This window comes from Acetobacter papayae, assembly GCF_047721125.1.
Lineage (GTDB): Bacteria > Pseudomonadota > Alphaproteobacteria > Acetobacterales > Acetobacteraceae > Acetobacter > Acetobacter papayae.
Window position 1 is genome coordinate 1 of record NZ_JBDNWF010000033.1, and the last position, 18,795, is coordinate 18,795.

Consider the following 18,795-nt stretch of genomic DNA (forward strand, 5'->3'; position numbering starts at 1 on the left):
CTTATCAGGCATATTTGATCATTATTTGATTCTTATTTATAAATAAGTACTATAAAATATGAAGATAAATGGTTGAAATTGTGTTTTTTATCTGTTAGAAAACTCCGCAGGCACCAAGAATCATTGTGCCAATATTTTCGTGGCGCGTGGCCTTTGCCCGCGTGTTTATCCAAATGTCCCCAAGCGCTCTCGTAGGGGACATGCACGGCGCAGCCTTTTTCCATTTTCAGGGCCATGGATGCCCTGCGGGCTGCTGTCAGGTTTCAGGGAGATTGTGTCTTGTCAGAGACTTCCTCCAGCCCTTCGTCGCGTGGACTGGCTGGCCTGCTTGGTATTCCTCAAGCTCTTTTCTTTGGTTTTGTCGGTCTTCTGCTCTTTATGGTGGGCGATGGTGTTGAGGCAGGGTATCTTGATACCTATATGCTCCACCACGGCCACACACAGGGCGATGTCAATCTGATGTTCACCACCTATGGTGTAACCGTCATGATTTCAGCATGGCTGGCAGGGCCGTTATCCGACCTGTATGGCCCACGCCGCACGATGTGGGCTGGCCTGCTTTTGTGGGCTGTACTGGAAGTCGGGTTTCTTTCGTTCGGCCTCGGGCCTGATAACCTGTCCATGACCCTGTTGTTCTACACCCTGCGTGGCTTTGCCTATCCGCTTTTTGCCTACGGGTTTCTGGTGTGGATTGCAGCGGCAACGCCTGCGCGCATGCTGGGCTCGGCCGCAGGCTGGTTCTGGTTTTCCTTTTCCGCAGGCCTGCCCACGCTTGGTTCACAGTTTGCGCGCTACACTATTCCCGTGATTGGAGAACTCGCCACGTTCTGGTGTTCTCTGGGGCTGGTGATTGCAGGCGGCCTGATTGCACTGCTGTTTGTGCGTGAGCCCACGGGTAGCCGTCCTCTGGCTCGGGGGGATGTGGATCGCAAAGCTATTTTCTTTGGTTCGATCAGCATCATGTGGCGGGAGCCAAAAACGCTGGTGGCCGGGATTATCCGCACGGTCAATACCTCTTCGGAATACGCATTTCTGGCAATCATGCCCGCGTTTTTTGTTGATCAGCTTCATTTTTCGCAGGGGCAGTGGCTGGATCTTCTGTCCATTATCTTCCTTGGCAACATCCTCTTTAATCTTGTCGCGGGTATGCTGGCGGACCGTCTTGGACACCGTTTTGTGGTGGCCGTGGGCGGGTGTCTGGGCTGCTGCGTGACCATTCCGCTGTTTTACTATGTGCCGCTCTGGTACCCGGGTAATTTCACGCTGGCTATTCTGGCGGGTTTTGTTTACGGCGGAACGGTTGCGGCTTTTGTGCCCATGTCGGGCCTTATGCCGCTGATCTGCCCCAAGGAAAAAGCCGCAGCCCTGTCTATTCTGGGGCTGGGTGCCGGGGCCAGCACATGGTTTGGCCCTGCTGTGGTTGGCGTGTGTGAGTCCACCTTCGGGATGGGGATGGAAGGCGTGATCTGGACTTTTGTCGGCCTCTATTTCCTGTCAGCTATCCTGACGATCTGCTTGCGGATTTCGCCTGAAGCGCGCCGGCATACGCAGATGATGGAGCGTCGTGCCAGCCGGGATGAGGAAGCTCAGGGGTGTGTGGCCTGATACATTGCGGACTCTGGAAATAATGCTGCTCAAAAATCATGATGGCGCATAATACCATCGGTTTTTGAGGAGCATGCCGGGCTTCTTATATGGCGACATGGCCACCCGATATAAGCACGGGTGGGCATGTCGCCATTATTGTTTTCTATGTTTTGAAATGCAGCCGTTTCAGTGGCTGTTCTGGACCAGTTCAAACTGTCGAACCAGTTTTTCCAGCTCGCTGGCCTGCATGGCCAATGTATGGCTGGCTGCCGCACTTTCTTCCGCTACGGCCGCATTCTGCTGGGTGGTCTGTTCCATGCTGCTTACGGCAACGTTGAGCTGCGTAATGCTGGTTGCCTGATCATCCGCAGCGCCAGCAATATTGGAAATCAGGTCACTGATTGTGTTGACCTGCGCCACAATGCGATGAAGAACATCGCCCGTTTCCACAACGGAAGACACGCCAGCCTTAACCTGTTCGCCAGAGCTGGAAATAAGGGCGGAAATATCCTTTACCGCTTCAGCGGATTGGTGTGCCAGATTGCGCACTTCCCCCGCGACAACCGCGAAACCGCGCCCCGTTTCTCCCGCGCGTGCGGCCTCTACACTGGCGTTCAGGGCGAGGATATTCGTCTGAAATGCGAGGCTGTTGATCATGTCTACAATTTTTGAAATGGACTGGGAGGACTGGTCAATGCGGGTCATGGCTTCTATGGCCCGGTTCACTACATCCTCGGCATGTTCTGCATCCGAGCGGGACGTTGTCACCACCCGGTGCACGTTCTGTGTGTCTTCGGTTGTTTTCTGCACACGCTGCGTAATCTGCATCAGGGCTGCTGAGGTCTCTTCCAGAGTTGCAGCCTGCTGTTCTGTCCGGCGGGAAAGATTATCGGCAGCAGTCGCCAACTCTGCCGTGGAGTTGCCGATACTGTAAGCAGAGCCGGAAACGGAGAGTAGTGTGTTCCCCAGTTGCTCAACCGAGAGGTTGAAGTTCTCGCGCAGGGGTTCCAACTCCGCGGAGAACTGGGTTCGGATCTGGATTGTTAGATCACCTGCCGCCATTTTCTGTAATCCGCCAGCCAGACTGTCCGTGGCCAGTTTCAGTTGGCGTGCGGCTTCTTCTGTCTGTTCCTGTGCAGCCTGTCGTTCGGCTTCCTGCTGGCGGCGTGTCTGTGCGGCTTCCTGTTCCAGCAGGGCTTTATCAATGGCGGCTTGCCGGAAGACCTCAACAGCCCCCGCCATCGTCCCAATTTCATCATGCCGATCTGTGCCGGGCACGCTCACGCCTGTATTGCCTCCAGCCAGCACACGCATGACGGCCGTGAGTTTTACAACCGGTGCTGCGATCGAGCGTACCAGCCCCATGCCCACAAGCACCGAGAGCAGGGTGGTCAGGCCACCGCCTATGGCGAGAGTCAGTCCGCCAGTCTGGAATGCGGTATTCGCAGCCTGTGTGCGCTGGACCACGACAGCCTGTTCCTGCTGATCCAGCTTGCCAATAATGTTACGGATATCCGTGAGCCTAGCCGTGCTGGCGATTTCTGTGCGTGTCTGGTTCAGTAGGGCGGGGTTGGACATGGCGGCGACGGTTTTTGCCATCTCATCATTGAAAACTGTTATCGCTTGCCGGAGCGCTGCAAGTTCACTCTGGACGGTTTCAGGCGGGAGAACTGCTTCCAGAGTGGCAAGGCGCTGCGGCACAGAAGCCTGATACTCGTCGATACGGGTGATGAACTGTTTATTCGCGCTGGAGACATAGCCGCGCATGGCGTTCTGGCTTTCAACCAGCGTGTTCAGCAGGTCGTTAACCGTGTTGATGGTCTGATGCGCCTGATCGCTTTCCAGCTTGGCATTGCGGATCTGCCCGAGTGACGTGAACACGACAACAGAAAACAAGAAAACGGTTGCCACGACGAGGGAAAAAGAAACAATGATTTTCCCGGATATACGAATGTTCTTGAGCATTTAGATCTCGGATGCAGCGAATTAAAACCAGACGTTAAGGTATATAGCGCAGGAATCTTAAGTTAAAGTGCGCGGTTACAACTATGGTGCATCACGCTGGCAATGTTGCCTGAAAACCACCTGAAACCCGTAACGATCCGTAATTGGCCAGGTTGATGCTGCATGGCCTTGTCCCCAACAACGCAGGGCGGACGAACGGCTGAGTGCCCGATAACGCTGTTAAGATGATATCGGGCCGATCTCACCGGATCATCTGGTGTCATGACAGGATACACAATCCTGCTTCGCGCAGCATGGCAAGCTTCGCAAGGCTTCTGCGGGTTATATGGCTGGAGCTTTTTAAGCTGCCATTCAGGGGGTAGTGCGGCAGCACTAAGCGACATTACCCTTTGGTTTCTTATCATACTACGTTGATTCTGCTCTGCTAACAGTGTGTGAGAGTGTAAGTTTATTTAGAAAAAATTAGATATTATCGATTACCGTCAGAGCCGATGAAAAAAATACGGCTTAGAGGGCAAGAAATGAGACGTGTAACACTTAAAATATTGTCTCTCTCTCTCTTGCCCTTTCTGAGTGGATGTTACAGCCTAGGAAATTATCGATTAGGAAAAGATCAGGATCAATATTCAACATCCATCATAGAATCGAATAAAAAACAGACATTAATGAATCTTATCCGCCTGCGTTATGCGGATACGCCCGGCCTGCTGGATACCACGCAGTTGATATCAGGTTATCAGTTGCAGCGTAGCGCTTTTGTCGGTGTTGCTTCTGATACATTCCCAATCAGACCAAATGGTGGTCTGGCAGCGCAATTGCAGGAAAGTCCAACCTTTACCTTCCAGCCTGTAACGGGTGATGCCTACGCACATAGTTTCCTGCGCCCGTTGCCTCCGGCCACGCTGCTGCCTTTGGCCATGGGGGGGCTGCCGATAGATGTTCTGCTGCGGCTTTCCGTGCAGTCAATCAATATGATGAGTAACAATCGACCATTTTCGCGTAATAAAGGCGATATAGACGATCATATTGATCCGAAAATTGATAATTTTTTCGAACTCATTCACGATCTCCGCCTGCTTCAGGCTGCTGGTCTTCTGGGTATTCAGATACAGCAGGTGGCTGATCCATCAGGTAAGTCAGCAGCGACCAATCATGTTTATCTGAGCATTTCTTCAACCGGTGATCCTGTGTTGCTGGATGTCGTTAGAAAAACGAGAGAACTGCTCAATTTTTCTCCCAAATACGATCGTATGGAAGTGGTTTATGGCGTAGGCGAGTCACGGCCGGGAGAGATCAAAATACTGAGCCGCAGCATGCTCAGCATTCTGGGGCAGGTCGCTTATCAGATTCAGGTTCCTGATGATGAAGTGACATCAGGTAGCACGACCTCACATGTGGATGTGTCTATTCATCAGGAAGACAGGTCACTTATTACCGTTCACTCCAGTCATGATGAGCCAAAACAGGCATTTGTGTCTGTTTTCTATGACAATTATTATTACTGGATTGATAAAAGGGATTTTGAAAGCAAGCTGGCTTTTACTATCACGCAAATGCTTTTCGAATTGTCGAAGACATCACAGACGCCCGGTGCGCTCGTGACCATTCCAGTCAGCAAATAGCCCCATGCTTCACGCCTGAAGAATCACAAAGACAGAATGCGATCAGCACCCTGCGGCTGATTTCGCCATGGAAAGAGGAAACGTGCCATGACTGACTCCGTGCCGTCCAAAGAGATGCCGCATTCTCTTATAAGTTCCGCATTGGCTACACCCGCCCTGCGTGCTGATCGCTGGCTTTCAGTCTTATCCCTTGCCCGCACATGGGCGGATTCCCATAAGGACGAAACAAAGGCAGCTCTGGTTAAGGCTCTGGCCGACCTCAAGGCTGTTGAGCGTTTTTTCGCTTATCCGGGTGTAGCCCTGCTCGATCGTTTGAATGGCTGGCTGGATGATGACGATGCCAGGGCATTCCTGCGCCTTGCCCAGCGTATTTCTACAACCATCATCTCGAAAAAATATCACCGGGATGTCGGCGCATGGAATGTCGAGGAGCTGGAAGATGAACCGCTCAATCGTCTGCCGCAGGCCATCACACATGTTAAAAGCCGGCCATATTTTGAAGTGCTGAGCGTTGTGCCGCACTCTCCGGCGCGCTGGCGGTTGATTCAGGAAGAAGTCGCGGGTGTCCGCAGGCCAGAGGATGATTTCATTTATCAGGCGGTTATTGTCGGCAATGCACCTGACGCGCTGACAGCTATCCTGCTTAATCCCGATATTGGGGCGGTTGTGCTTTATGAGGGCTTTGCCGCAGAAGGGGGGGAGACCAACCCGCTTCTCGATGTTTTCCGCAACATCATCGATATCTCTCCCACGGGTGATGATGAAGTTCAGGTCATCCGGCTTGCTCAGGCTATCCGAAAAATTCGTCCTGAACTCGATATCTATCTGTTGAGTGATAGAAATATCGAAACTTTGGCCGGGCGCCCTGAAATCCGTATCATCAATCGGATTTTCTATCAGATGGAAGAGCCGCTGGAACTGCATCTGTCCATTATCGAAGGGATACGCAAGCGCTACAGAACGCCCTTTTTCGATAACCTCAAGCGTTATGCCCAACGCCCTATTGCGACATTCCATGCCTTGCCGATCGCCCGGGGGAAGTCCGTTTTTACGTCCAACTGGATCAGCGATATGGGCGAGTTTTACGGCCCCAACCTGTTTCTGGCGGAAAGCTCGGCAACAACCGGCGGGCTGGATAGCCTGCTTGAGCCGACAGGGAACATCAAGGAAGCGCAGGATATGGCCGCGCGCGCCTTTGGTGCGGATCATGCGTTTTTTGTTACCAACGGCACCTCAACCAGCAACAAGATGGTGCTACAGGCGCTGCTTGCTCCCGGTGATATCGTTATCCTTGATCGCAACTGCCATAAATCGCACCATTACGGGTGTGTGCTGGCTGGTGCCCAGCCTTACTATGTCGAGGCATTTCCGCTCATTGAGTATTCAATGTATGGCGGCGTACCCCTGCGGACCATCAAACAGGCCCTGCTAAAGCTGAAAGCACAGGGCGAGCTGCATCGTGTAAAAATGGTTGATCTGACCAACTGCACGTTTGACGGTCATGTTTACGATACCCGTAGGGTCATGGAAGAATGTCTGGCGATTAAGCCCGATCTCATTTTTCTCTGGGATGAAGCGTGGTTTGGTTTCGCGCACTGGTCACCTTTGTTGCGGCAGCGTACGGCCATGGGGGCCGCCGCTGTGTTGACGGAAGAACTGGCAAAGCCAGAAGCCGTAACAGCATGGGAAGAGCAGCAGAAAGCACTGGGTGACAGCCCTTCAGAGGATGTCCTGCTGGCCACGCGGCTTGTGCCAGACCCCCGGGCAGTGCGATTGCGCATTTATCAGACAAACTCCGTGCACAAATCCATGTCTGCCCTGCGTCAGGGATCAATCGTTCTGGTGAAGGACGTTGATTTCGAGCATGTGGAATCCCAGTTTCACGAGGCGGTGTTTACGCATGCCTCCACAAGCCCGAACCAGCAGATTATTGCTTCTCTGGATGTCGCGCGCAGGCAGATGCAGCTTGAAGGTTATGGGCTGGTTGCCAATGCCTTGCAGATTTCTCTAGAAATTCGTCGGCAGATTAACAGCCACCCGATTATCTCTAAATATTTCAAGGTGCTCAGCAATGCGGAGATGATCCCGGATTCATTCAGGCAGTCGGGGCTTGATGATTATAATGACCCCGATATCAGCTGGGGGAAGGCCATCCAGTCGATCAGGGATGACGAGTTTCTGCTGGACCCGACCCGGATGACCTTGTCGTGCGGGCATGCCGGATTTGATGGAACAACCTTCAAAAACATTCTGGCTGAAAAATTCAATATTCAGCTTAACAAGACCTCACGAAACAGCATTCTGCTCCAATCCAACATCAACAATACCCGCAGCGATATTGCCCTGCTTATTCGTGTGCTGGTTGATATTGCGATGGATCTGGAAACAAAAATTACCGAAAATGGAGAGGGTTATCGTACGGCATTCGCGCAGCAGGTGCGCGAGCTGGTTGACGACCTGCCAAAGCTGCCCAATTTCAGTTGCTTTGATGACCGTTACCGGGAAGATACGACGAGCGACACCCTGCATGGTGATATCCGGCGCGCCTTTTACGATGCCTATAACGAGGCAGAGTGCGAATACCTTGCTCTGGACAGTCAGGAACTCGACAAACGTCTCCAGTCAGGTCCGACACTTGTTTCAGCCAATTTTGTCATTCCCTATCCGCCGGGCTTCCCGATTATGGTGCCGGGGCAGGTGATTACACAGGAAATCGTGGACTTCATGCGTAAGCTGGACGTGAAGGAAATCCACGGTTTCAACAAGGCTCTGGGGCTTAAACTGCTCAAGCGTTAAGCCGGGACACGCCGTTTTATTACGTTCTTCATTCTCCACGCCTCCATCAGGAAAAAACTGGTGGAGGCGTCTTGCAGGACTGGCTGCCGGCACCGGGCCATCCTATGAGTAAAGGGCTTACAGATGATCTTCCATTGGGTTGAACAGACATTACGAGCCTCGCCTGAGTTGGCAATTTTTTTGACACTGGCAATAGGTTTCTGGATCGGTGCTCTCAGGTTTGGCAGCTTCAGTCTCGGAGCGGTGACAGGAACACTGCTGGTTGGTGTTCTGGTCGGCCAGATGGGAATAATAATTTCACCACAGGTGAAATCGGTATTCTTTATTATGTTTCTGTTTGCTGTAGGCTTCGGTGTGGGGCCTCAGTTTGTCAGAGGTATCGCGAATGATGGATTGCCGCAGGCGGTGTTTGCAGTCATCATTTCCTTCCTGTGTCTGGGCTGTATTTATATCGCGGCGCGTCTTTCGGGCTACGGTCCGGGCATGGCAGAAGGACTACTTGCTGGGTCGCAGACCATCTCTGCTTCAATCGGTCTTGCAACAGATGCGATCAATCGCAGTACGCTTTCTCCAGAAAAAATACAGTCGGAACTCAATGCAATTCCGGTTGCCTATGCCGTTACCTATCTGTTCGGCACGGTGGGCACGGGTTGGATACTGGCGTTTCTCGGCCCCAAATTGCTTGGCATCAATCTTGAGCAGGAATGCCAGCGCTACGAACGAGAGATGAATATCAAGCCGGTGAACGAAAATGCCGAAACAGCCTGGCATGAATATATTGTGCGTGCCTACAGACTGAAAACAGTCGGGCTTATTGCCGGTAAAACCGTTGAAGAAGCGGAGTGCGTTACGCATTCACGCATTTTCCTCGAAAACTTACGGCGTAATGGAAAAATTATCACCTTCGACAAAACAACGGTGTTGCAGGAAGGGGATATTGTTGCGGTATCAGGTCCGCATGACGCACTGGTTTACTGGTCCAATCATGCAGAAGAGGTTTCTGACCGGGAACTGATCGATATTCCGATTGAAACAGTCGATGTTGTCGTCACCAGCAAGGCGCTTGATGGCCGTAAACTCACGGAACTGTCGGATGCTCCTTACGCGCAGGGGATTTATATCAACAGTATCCGCCGTGGTTCCATGAATGTTGAAATTCCAGTGCTATCAGAAACAGCGATTAACCGGGGTGATATCATCAGCATTACGGGTAGCCGGCGCAATGTCGAGCGCGTTGTCAGCGAAGTCGGTTATGCTGATCGGCCAACAAATGTAACCAGCATGGTGCTGGTTGGTGCCGGTATTTTTGTGGGTGGTCTGCTGGGCTCTCTTGTTCTGCCGGTTAGGGGTATTCCCATTACATTGTCGTCCTCCGGTGGGGCGCTGATTGCCGGGCTGGTTCTTGGCTGGCTGCGCGGGGTTACACCGCGCCTAGGCAGTGTGCCTGCGGCATCCGTATGGTTCATGAACACTGTAGGGTTGAATATTTTTATTGCTGTTGTCGGTATTTCCGCAGGCCCGACCTTTATCAAAGGATTGCAGGATGCGGGCGTGAATATTTTCTTCTGGGGGGTATTTGCCAGCGCCGTTCCCATGATTCTGGCCCCGTTTATCGGAAAGTATATTTTCCGCTTTGACCCCGCCATCAATCTTGGCTGCTGTGGCGGGGCGCGTACAAGCACGGCCTCTGTCGCCATGATTGCCGATGTTGCAAAGAGCAACGTGCCAATGCTGGGATATACCGTCCCCTATGCAGTCAGTAACACGCTGCTGACCATGTGGGGGCTGGTGATCGTGCTCCTCCTGTCCTGATCAATAAGACAGCTTGACTGAAGACGCACCGTTATCGGGGAGATAGCGGTGCGTTGATGTTTGTGTGCTGGTGCAGAGAGTACAATCAGGCCGAACGCACCGCTTTGCGGCTGTCAGAATAAAACTGAGCCAGGCCTCATGCTGCCCTGAATCGTATGGCATGCTAAATGCTCATGGCGCTCGGTAGCGCTATAAGTATTTTATTTTTGTGGGATTTTTTGTTGGCGGAGAGAGAGGGATTCGAACCCTCGGTACGCTATTAACGTACACACGCTTTCCAAGCGTGCGCCTTAAGCCGCTCGGCCATCTCTCCAGCGCGAGAGAGGTAATAGCAAGTTTCCGGGCGCAGGCAAGAGGGAAAGCGACTATCGGGGTGATTTTTTGATGTTTGTCCGGGTTTTATCGCGCCGCAGCGTCACGGGCATGGGTAATGAAGCGTGCAATGGCCTCAGGGTCCTTGATGCCGGGGGCTTTTTCCACGCCTGAGGAAACATCGACAGCGGGAGCACCTGTCGTACGAATGGCCTGTGCAACGCTATCCACATTCAGCCCGCCCGCCAGCATCCAGTCGAAAGGGGGCTGCCAGCCGCTCAGTAGAGACCAGTCCAGACGCTGTGCATTGCCGCCTGGCCGTGTGGCGCTCTGAGGGGGGCGGGGTTCAACCAGAATACGCTCCACCGGGCAGGATAGTGGCAGGTCCGCCTGTGTGGCTATGGGGCGTGAGAGCCAGACTGGCAGGCCAAAACGCTGGCGGATGTGCCGGGCGCGTTCATCGGTGGCATAAATTTGCAGGATATCCAGCGGCACATGGCGCAGGGTGTTTTCTACGCTGGCGTCATTCGGTTCCACAAACAGGCCAACACGCTCAGGCCCGCCAACAGTGCGGCGCGACAGGACGGCTGCCTGTTCGGGGGTGACAAAGCGGGGGGAGCGGTCAAAGAAAACAAAACCGATCCAGTCCGCACCGTGCGTGACGCAGGCATCAAAGCCTTCGGCTTCTGTCAGACCGCAGATTTTAACACCTACGGGCATGTTCAGCCTGCCAGTTCCGCCGCAATGGCCGCTGCGGCTGCTGCCGGGTTTGCTGCGCGGGTAATGGGGCGGCCCACGACAATCCAGTCCGCTCCGGCATCGCGCGCCTGAGCGGGAGTCATGATGCGTTTCTGATCCCCCTGATCACTCCCAGCGGGGCGGATGCCGGGGGTGACCAGAACGGGTTTTGTCCCCAGTTCCTGCCGCAGGAGTGCTAGTTCGTGTGCGGAGCAGACCAGACCGTCCATGCCGGAATCCATGGCCAGCGCGCCAAGCCGGAGCACCTGGTCACGCGTGCCGCCGGTAACGCCGGTTTCAGCCAGAGCGGTATCGTCCAGACTGGTCAGAACCGTTACGGCCAGCAGTTCAGGCAGGGCATCCGCTGGAAATGCTTCGTCACAGGCGGCGCGTGCGGCCTGCATCATGGCGCGGCCGCCACTGGCATGGAGCGTGAGCAGGCGCGGCCGCAGGCGGGACAGCGAGCGCACGGCAGAGGCCACGGTATTGGGGATGTCGTGCAGTTTCAGGTCAAGGAACAGGGGCTGCGTGCCCGCAACGTCAGAGACGGCATCAAACCCGGCGGCATAGGCGAATTCCAGCCCGAGCTTGATCATATCCGCATGGCCACCTAGCTCGGATGCCCATTGCCGGGCCTGCGCGGTGTCCTGCGTATCCAGCGCCACGATAAGTTTAGTGTGCCGTGGCGTATCAGACATTGTGGTTCCGTTCGTTTTCCGGTTCGGGGAGGGGAATATGCGGGGTGCCTGCCAGTGTGGGTTCAAGCCGCATGGGGGTGGCCAGAGCCGCCTGGGCCTGTGCAAGCTGGGCTTCAAGCTCGCGCACGTGCTGCTCCGCTTTGCGGGCACGGCGGCGCTGGCGCAGCTCCACCACCCACAGGCAGAACGCACCCAGCAGGAACGCAATGCAGGCCACGCTGAGGGCTAACACCCCTGCGGAGGTCTTCCAGCTATAGGTCAGCAGCCACATGTCCAGAGGGTCCTGATTACTGGCGGTGAACGCCACGAGAACCAGCAGGAACGGCACAACAAGTATCAACCTGATCATGGAGTTGTGGTAGCCTTATCGCCCGGAAAGAACAAACGGAAAGAACAGATGGGCCTCCCTGTTCGCTCCGCTGGCGGGAACAATAACAGTTCCCGGACAATGTGGGGCAGAAAACGCACGGGCCGGGTGTGCCGTTGCACGCAGGCCGCTGTCTGTGCCTTTACGGGCGGGCGTTTCTAGGGTTTTGTGGCCGGGAACTCAATCTGTCCCGCCTGACAAGCGCTGACCTTCCATTATTCGGACCCTGAAATGCTGGTTCTGACACAGGGCGACCCCGCAGGGATCGCGCCGGAAATTACTGCAAAAGCCTGGCATGCCCTGCGTGGGCAGGGGCCTGTTTTTGTGTGGGTGGGTGATCCAGCCCTGCTGGAAGGGCTTGCGCCGGTTAGCGTTATCCACGATCCGGCGCAGGCGGCGGCAGTTTTTGCCCATGCCGTGCCGGTGCTGCCTTTGTCTCTGGCAGTGCCTGCGGTGCCCGGCCAGCCAGATCGCCGCAACGCGCCGTCTATACTGGAGAGTATTCGCCGGGCGGTGGCGCTTGTGCAGCAGGGTATGGCGGATGCGGTCGTGACCAATCCTATCAGCAAGGATGTGGTGCAGGGGCCGGATTTCACGCATCCGGGCCATACCAGTTTTCTGGCCGAGCTTTGCGGGGCGGAAGGGCGCGAGGTTATGATGCTGGCGGGGCCATCGTTGCGGGTGGTGCCGGTAACCGTGCATGTGGCGCTCAGAAAAGCCATTGAGCAGCTAACAGCCGAGCGCATTGTAGAGACGGCACGTACGGTCGCAGCCGGTCTTGCACGGGATTTTGGCCTGACGCATGCGCCCCGTCTGGCGGTGGCGGGGCTGAACCCCCATGCGGGCGAAAATGGTCTGATGGGGGATGAGGAGCAGCGGATCATTATCCCCGCCATCGAAACCCTGCGGGCAGAGGGCTATGAGGTGGCAGGCCCCATGCCGCCGGATACCATGTTTACCCCACAGGCGCGGGCGGCTTACGATGTTGCCCTGTGCATGTACCATGATCAGGGTCTCATTCCGCTCAAGACACTGGATATGGCGCAGGGTGTGAATGTGACGCTGGGCCTGCCCATTGTCCGCACCTCGCCCGACCACGGCACGGCTTTTGACAGGGCTGGGCAAAACAGGGCAGACCCGACCAGCCTTGTCTGCGCCCTGCAATTAGCGGGCAGACTGGCAGACAACCGGCAGAAGGCAGAGGGAAGGAAGACGGCATGACAGCGGCAATACGGCTGGGGGTCAATATCGATCATGTCGCCACCGTGCGGAACGCGCGCGGTGGCGCACATCCTGACCCGGTTGAAGCCGCGCGTCTGGCCGTGCAGGCCGGGGCGGATGGTATTACAGCGCATCTGCGCGAAGACCGCCGCCATATTCGCGATGCCGATCTGCGCCGCCTGCGGCATGAAATTAAAGCTCCGCTCAACATGGAAATGGCGGCCACGGATGAAATGCTGGCCATGGCGCTGGACCTGCTGCCCCATGCCTGCTGTATCGTCCCGGAACGGCGGGAGGAACTGACGACCGAAGGCGGGCTGGATGTGGCTGGGCACGAGGCATCACTGGCTGGGCCTGTGCAGAAACTGGCCGCTGCTGGTGTGCGTGTGTCGCTGTTTGTCGATCCTGATCCCTTGCAGATTGCAGCCGCCGCGCGGATTGGTGCGCAGGTAGTGGAACTGCATACCGGTGCCTATGCCGAAGGCCGCGCAGGTGAACTTGAGCGCCTGCACGCTGCCGCCCGGCAGGCGCTGGCTCTGGGGCTGGAAGTGCATGCAGGCCATGGACTGACTTATGAAAATGTCGGCCCGGTTGCGGCTATTGAAGGGTTGAGCGAACTCAATATCGGCCATTTTCTGATTGGGCAGGCCATATTCGACGGGCTGGCCGCTGTGGTGGTGGAAATGAAGCACCGTATCGCTTTGGGTGCTGCGGCGGGCCGGGGTGCTGGCGTATGACGCAGGAAAACGAAGCTCCGGCTGAATACCGGACACCCCGCGCGCTCATGGTGGCTGTTGTCGGTATGGGGGTGCTGATTGTGGTGGGCACGGCCCTGCTGATTGGCGTGATCCTGCATCGGATGAATGGTGGTGGCCATAAGGCTCCGGCTGGCGTGCCGCTGGTGGAAGCAACGCCTGCTCCCGCAGTGGTAACTGCTCCTACCGGTCCGGGTGCGCCTGTCGTACATCTGCCTTTGGAACCGGGAGAGCGCTTACAGGATCTTACCCGTGTGCAGGATGGGCTTGTGGCCCTGCAGGTGTCTGGCCCGCATGGTGATCGGGTTCTGCTGTGGCAGGTAGGAACCGGGCAGGTGCGTCCGGGGCTGGATACTGCCGTTTCGGCACCCTGAGGGGGTTATGGCGCTTTCTGCTCATGCTTTTATCGGCCCGGTGAATGTTGTCGGGCTGATGAGCGGCACCTCGCTCGATGGGGTTGATGCGGCCCTATTGTGTACGGATGGAGAGCAGGTGCTGGCCCATGGGCCTTCGCTTACACAGCCATACCCGCCGGAACTGCGCGCAAGCCTGCGTGACCTGCTTGACCGCGCTCCAGTGCTGGCGCCGGATGACCCTGAGCTTCTGGCAGCAACCCACGCTCTGAGCCGCCTGCATGCAGAGGCCGTGCTCGAGCTTTGCCGGAGGGCGCCGGATATGCCGCCCGAGCTGGTCGGCTTTCATGGGCAGACCATTCTGCACGCTCCCGCAAGCCTTGCCGCGGGACAAGCCGGTGCAGGGCGCACATGGCAGATTGGTGATGCCGCGTTGCTGTCCGCCATGACGGATCTGCCCGTTATCCATGATTTTCGGAGTGCCGATGTGCGGGCCGGGGGAGAGGGTGCGCCACTGGCTCCTCTTTATCATGCGGCTCTGCTGGCTGGTCAGCCACGCCCTGTGGCCGTAATCAATCTGGGTGGGGTGGCCAATCTTACTCTTGTGCGGGGCAATGGCGCTGTACTGGCCTGCGATACCGGGCCGGGCAATGCACTGCTGGATGACTGGGCCATGCGCCACACCGGGCGGCCATTCGATCAGGATGGGGCGTTGGCCCGCGCGGGCCGGGTGGATAGCGCCTTGCTGGACGCCATGCTGGCCCACCCGTTCTTTGCCCGGCCAGCCCCCAAATCGCTCGATCGGCTCAGCTTTCACGCCCTGCTGGCCCTGCTTGATGGGCTGGGGGCGGCGGATGGAGCGGCGACCCTTACGGCTTTGAGTGCTCAGGCGGTAGCCCGCACGCTTTTGCCGGAACAGCCTGCGGCATGGTTTGTCTGCGGGGGTGGGCGGCATAATCCCGCTCTTATGCAGGCTTTGGCCAATGCGCTGCCTGCACTGGTGCAGGCCGTGGAGGCACTGGGCTGGAAGGGCGATGCGCTGGAAGCCGAGTGTTTTGGCTTTCTGGCGGTGCGCAGCCTGCGGGGGCTACCGCTTTCCCTGCCAACCACAACGGGCGTGCCGACACCGCAGACCGGTGGCCGCCTTACCTGCGGGGGCATTACGCCCTATGGTCGCTCTCCATGGCTGCCGTTTACGCCGTAGCGTGAAACCGCTACCGAAGAGACGGACCGAATCAAGAGAAGGAACTTCCGCATGAAACGTTTCCTGGCCCTGTGTGCCATTCTGCCCGGACTGGGCTGCCTTGGCACTGCCGGTCTTGGTTTGGTGACAACCGCTTCTGCCCAGACGGTTGTGGATGGCAGCATGCCCAAGGCTCCGACACCTTTTGTTTCGGCCTCGCTCAAGGCGCTGCTCAGCCGCGCGCAGGACAAACATGCCGCCGTGCGCCACCTGAGCGTGCATGAAACGGTGGAAAAGAAACAGGTTCTGTGTGGCGAAGTCAGCACCGACCCGTCCACCCCGCCATCTGAAGGCAGCTTCATGAAGTTTGGCGCGCTGGAAGGCGGAGATGGTCCGATCGTTTTCGAAGGGCGGGACATTCCCGCAGCCCTCGATTTCCGGGAAGTCAACCAGTGGATCAACTATGGTGCGGACATGGAAGATCTGGAGGAAATGGGCTGCGTGCCGGAGGGGAGCTACCGCGCTTACAGCGACAAGCTCAACAAGGTGCTTCAGCACCGCAAGGTGGATGGGCTACGCTAGTCCTTACGGGCTCGCTGTAAGGGCCCGCTTTGTGCGGGTCTGCTCCTGCTGGAAAACAGGTGCCTGCAGCGCGCCGGAAGGCGGCTGTGCGAATCCAGCCCTGACTGGCTGATAAGGCGATCAAACCTGTTATCTGCTGAAAAAGACGCGGGATCAGGGGGTGTACACGCTATGCACCATCTGGCTGCAACCCTTGGAAAACCGCCGTTTTGTCAGCATGCTTTCTCACATTGCTGTTATAACAGGACATAACTGGGATGCAAAAGCAACAAAGCTTGCGCGTCTGTCGTAAAATGCAGTGAGCGTGATTGACAGGGGACGGGTTGTTGCGTCATTCCTCTCCTGTTACGCACGAAAAAAACAAAAAGAAGCGATTTTTTGTAATGAAATATCTCAACCTGCTGCTGTTGCTGCCCTTTGTGGGGCTGCTCTGGATGCCGCTCTACGACAAGGCCGACCCGGCCCTGCTCGGTTTTCCTTTTTTCTACTGGTACCAGTTCGCTTGGGTGCCGGTTACATCCGTGATCATCTGGATTGTGTGGAAAAAGGGACATGACGCATGAGCGACATCAATCCGTGGGCGCTTGGCGTCTTCATTGTTTTTTTTGCCGCGACCATCGTCATCGGCTCTTCCATTCAGGTTATCCGCCGCCTGTTCCGCAGCCATAGCAAGGGCAGCAACGCGCAGGAAGAATGGGGCCTGGGTGGGCGTGGGTTTGGTCCGTGGGTCACGTGGTTTCTGGTTGGGGGTGATTTCTACACCGCCTATACCGTTATCGCGGTGCCGGCACTGGTCTATGCGGTGGGGGCTTATGGCTTCTTTGCCCTGCCGTACACGATTATCGTGTACCCGTTCATTTTCCTTGTCATGCCCAAGCTGTGGAAAATCGCGAATGATGGCGGCCACTCAACGGCGGCGGACATCGTACGGGCACGCTTTGACAGCCGCCTGCTGGAAGTCATTGTCGCACTGACCGGTCTTGTCGCGGTCATGCCGTATATTGCGCTCCAGCTTATCGGTATCCGTACCGTGGTGCAGTCGCTGGGCCTGCCGGGCGATCTGCCGCTGATTATCGCCTTCCTGTCGCTGGCTGCGTATACTTGGATGGGTGGGCTGCATGCGCCTGCGCTGACAGCCTTTATCAAGGATATCATGATCTATATCGCGGTTCTGGTCGCGGTTACGGTCATTCCCATGCACACGGGCGGGTATGCTGCACTGTTTTCCAACGTTGCTCCGCATGAAGCGGTGCTGAAGGCGGGACAGGGTCTGCCCTATGCCACGCTGGCGCTGTCTTCCGCCCTTGCTGCGTTCCTGTATCCGCACACGCTTACGGGTATTCTGGCTTCGCGTTCGGCTGATACAATCCGCCAGAACGCGGTTTACCTGCCAGTTTACACCATTGTGCTGGGGCTGATCGCTATGCTGGGCTTCATGGCGCACGCGGCGGGCATTGTCACCACCAACAACTCGCTTGTGGTGCCCATGCTGTTCCAGAAGGTGTTCCCCGCATGGTTCGCTGGTTTCTGTCTGGCTGCTATTGCCGTGGGCGCTCTGGTGCCTGCCGCCGTGATGGCGATTGGCGCGGCCAATCTGGTCACCAGCAATCTGCTGCCTGCACAGTCCAACCCGGTTATGGCCAGCCGGATGACGGCGCTTGTTGTTAAGGTGGGTGCGCTGCTTTGCGTGCTGTTCCTCAATGCCAAGTTCGCCATTGATCTGCAGCTTCTGGGCGGTGTCATCATTCTACAGACCTTCCCTGCTCTTATTCTCGGGCTGACCCGTCTGCGCCTGTCCACCGTTTCCATGCTGGCGGGCTGGATTATTGGTTCCGTTGTTGGGCTGGGGCTGTGCTGGATGGATGGCCTTAAGCCGGTGCACCCCATTAATCTGGGTTTTGTTTCGGGCAATGTTTCTACCGGGCTGCTGTCGCTTGGTGTCAATATCGCCGTGGTGCTGGCCATTTCCCTGCTGAAGCCGGGTCGTGTTCATACTTCGGCTGGTCAGGTTGTTTCAGGCGAGGCCGCCTGAAACAACTTCCGCTTTCAGCGGTGCAAGCATTAAAAAAAGGGGGGAAGCCTAGGCTTCCCCCCTTTTTTGTGACGTCAGGCCAACTCAGAACGGTGAGCGGGTCAGATCCTGAACGGCGCTTTTGGTGTTGTTGATGCGGTCTTTCTCGGTCTTGACCTTGTTCTGCACCTTGTCACGCTCGGTGGTGTATTTGGAACGTTCCTGCTCAACCCGCTTGGAGACATTGCCTGTAGCGGCATCGACGCTGTTGCGTGCGGAGGTTTCGGCGCTGCTCTTGGCGGAGTTCAGCGCGTTCTGGCCGATTTCGCTGGCGGAGGGCAGAAGCTGGGCATTGGCGTCCGCCACGACGAGACCGGAAGCAGCAATGATAAGCGAGGCTACAAAAAAGCGTTTCATAAAATAAGAACTCCTTGTGATACCAGAGGGTTGTAGCGCCAGAAAAGGGCATTGGTGTGACCCTGTAAAGGCGCTTTACCCTTTCTTTATGGCATGGCGGTCATTACCAGCGCGGTTGTTGCGGCCGGTTCCAGCCATCGCCGCCGCCGGGGGGCTGCTGCCAGCCGCCCGGCGGGGGTGGCCTGTGGTCTTCATGCCAGTGCCGGTGGTGGTCGCGCGGTCCACCGTAGCAGCCGGAGAGAAGTAGCATGGCAAAGGCGAGGGGAATGAAGGATGCATGTTTCATGATTTGTATCTCCTGCTCTCTTAACAAAGCATGCAAAGCAGGCAGAAAATCGGCATGTTTTAGGCTGTAAGGCCAAAAAAATAGCCTGCC

17 protein-coding genes and 1 tRNA gene are annotated in these 18,795 nt (G+C 56.4%); 11 read left to right on the top strand and 7 right to left on the bottom strand.

The window, feature by feature from the left end:
• The first annotated feature begins 279 nt into the window (after positions 1-279).
• Complete coding sequence (locus ABF757_RS09715) at positions 280-1,605, top strand: MFS transporter (protein WP_025859807.1); 1,326 nt, start codon at positions 280-282, stop codon at positions 1,603-1,605.
• Between the two features lie 168 nt (positions 1,606-1,773).
• Here the strand turns inward: ABF757_RS09715 and ABF757_RS09720 are convergent, their stop codons facing one another.
• Positions 1,774-3,483 carry a methyl-accepting chemotaxis protein gene (locus ABF757_RS09720; protein ID WP_415482015.1) on the bottom strand — a complete coding sequence of 570 codons (1,710 nt, stop codon included), beginning with the start codon at positions 3,481-3,483 and terminating at the stop codon, positions 1,774-1,776.
• Between the two features lie 590 nt (positions 3,484-4,073).
• Between ABF757_RS09720 and ABF757_RS09725 the strand changes: the two genes are divergently transcribed.
• The 3 genes from ABF757_RS09725 (at position 4,074) to aspT (ending at position 9,782) form a co-directional block, all read left to right on the top strand.
• Complete coding sequence (locus ABF757_RS09725) at positions 4,074-5,174, top strand: hypothetical protein (RefSeq protein ID WP_415482017.1); 1,101 nt, start codon at positions 4,074-4,076, stop codon at positions 5,172-5,174.
• Between the two features lie 87 nt (positions 5,175-5,261).
• On the top strand, positions 5,262-7,970 hold the full coding sequence (locus tag ABF757_RS09730; protein ID WP_415482018.1) for a hypothetical protein: 2,709 nt from the start codon (positions 5,262-5,264) through the stop codon (positions 7,968-7,970).
• Between the two features lie 123 nt (positions 7,971-8,093).
• On the top strand, positions 8,094-9,782 hold the full coding sequence (gene aspT / locus ABF757_RS09735; protein WP_415482020.1) for an aspartate-alanine antiporter: 1,689 nt from the start codon (positions 8,094-8,096) through the stop codon (positions 9,780-9,782).
• Between the two features lie 222 nt (positions 9,783-10,004).
• Here aspT and ABF757_RS09740 read toward each other — a convergent pair.
• The 4 genes from ABF757_RS09740 to ABF757_RS09755 form a co-directional block, all read right to left on the bottom strand.
• Positions 10,005-10,095, bottom strand: a tRNA-Ser gene (locus tag ABF757_RS09740).
• Positions 10,096-10,181: 86 nt separating this feature from the next.
• Positions 10,182-10,814 (bottom strand): phosphoribosylanthranilate isomerase, encoded by a 633-nt coding sequence (locus tag ABF757_RS09745; protein ID WP_415482022.1) that lies wholly within the window; start codon positions 10,812-10,814, stop codon positions 10,182-10,184.
• A gap of 2 nt (positions 10,815-10,816) precedes the next feature.
• A complete protein-coding gene (gene pyrF / locus ABF757_RS09750) occupies positions 10,817-11,530 on the bottom strand; it encodes an orotidine-5'-phosphate decarboxylase (protein ID WP_415482024.1) in 714 nt (237 codons plus the stop codon).
• The gene (locus ABF757_RS09755) at positions 11,523-11,879 is read right to left on the bottom strand and encodes a LapA family protein (RefSeq protein WP_415482025.1); all 357 of its coding nucleotides are present in this window, start codon (positions 11,877-11,879) and stop codon (positions 11,523-11,525) included. Before ABF757_RS09755 ends, pyrF begins: the two co-directional genes overlap by 8 nt.
• 249 nt (positions 11,880-12,128) lie before the next feature.
• Between ABF757_RS09755 and pdxA the strand changes: the two genes are divergently transcribed.
• The 7 genes from pdxA (at position 12,129) to ABF757_RS09790 (ending at position 18,023) form a co-directional block, all read left to right on the top strand.
• The gene (gene pdxA, locus ABF757_RS09760) at positions 12,129-13,118 is read left to right on the top strand and encodes a 4-hydroxythreonine-4-phosphate dehydrogenase PdxA (RefSeq protein ID WP_415482026.1); all 990 of its coding nucleotides are present in this window, start codon (positions 12,129-12,131) and stop codon (positions 13,116-13,118) included.
• Entirely contained in the window at positions 13,115-13,855 is a 741-nt protein-coding gene (locus tag ABF757_RS09765; RefSeq protein ID WP_415482027.1) for a pyridoxine 5'-phosphate synthase, read from the top strand. Before pdxA ends, ABF757_RS09765 begins: the two co-directional genes overlap by 4 nt.
• Positions 13,852-14,247, top strand: coding sequence for a hypothetical protein (locus ABF757_RS09770; RefSeq protein WP_415482028.1), 396 nt, complete (start codon positions 13,852-13,854; stop codon positions 14,245-14,247). Before ABF757_RS09765 ends, ABF757_RS09770 begins: the two co-directional genes overlap by 4 nt.
• A gap of 7 nt (positions 14,248-14,254) precedes the next feature.
• Entirely contained in the window at positions 14,255-15,430 is a 1,176-nt protein-coding gene (locus ABF757_RS09775; RefSeq protein ID WP_415482030.1) for an anhydro-N-acetylmuramic acid kinase, read from the top strand.
• A gap of 51 nt (positions 15,431-15,481) precedes the next feature.
• The gene (locus ABF757_RS09780; protein WP_415482032.1) at positions 15,482-15,991 is read left to right on the top strand and encodes a hypothetical protein; all 510 of its coding nucleotides are present in this window, start codon (positions 15,482-15,484) and stop codon (positions 15,989-15,991) included.
• 383 nt (positions 15,992-16,374) lie between these two features.
• Positions 16,375-16,554: a DUF3311 domain-containing protein gene (locus ABF757_RS09785; RefSeq protein ID WP_025859817.1), complete on the top strand. Its 180-nt coding sequence runs from the start codon at positions 16,375-16,377 to the stop codon at positions 16,552-16,554.
• Positions 16,551-18,023, top strand: a complete 1,473-nt coding sequence (locus ABF757_RS09790) for a sodium:solute symporter family protein (RefSeq protein ID WP_415482034.1) — start codon at positions 16,551-16,553, stop codon at positions 18,021-18,023. The genes ABF757_RS09785 and ABF757_RS09790 overlap by 4 nt, the downstream gene beginning before the upstream one ends.
• Before the next feature lie 84 nt (positions 18,024-18,107).
• On the opposite strand, the gene ABF757_RS09795 is transcribed toward ABF757_RS09790, so the two are convergent.
• On the bottom strand, positions 18,108-18,419 hold the full coding sequence (locus ABF757_RS09795; RefSeq protein ID WP_025859819.1) for a hypothetical protein: 312 nt from the start codon (positions 18,417-18,419) through the stop codon (positions 18,108-18,110).
• Between the two features lie 103 nt (positions 18,420-18,522).
• Positions 18,523-18,705: a hypothetical protein gene (locus tag ABF757_RS09800; RefSeq protein WP_025859820.1), complete on the bottom strand. Its 183-nt coding sequence runs from the start codon at positions 18,703-18,705 to the stop codon at positions 18,523-18,525.
• Between the last annotated feature and the right edge of the window lie 90 nt (positions 18,706-18,795).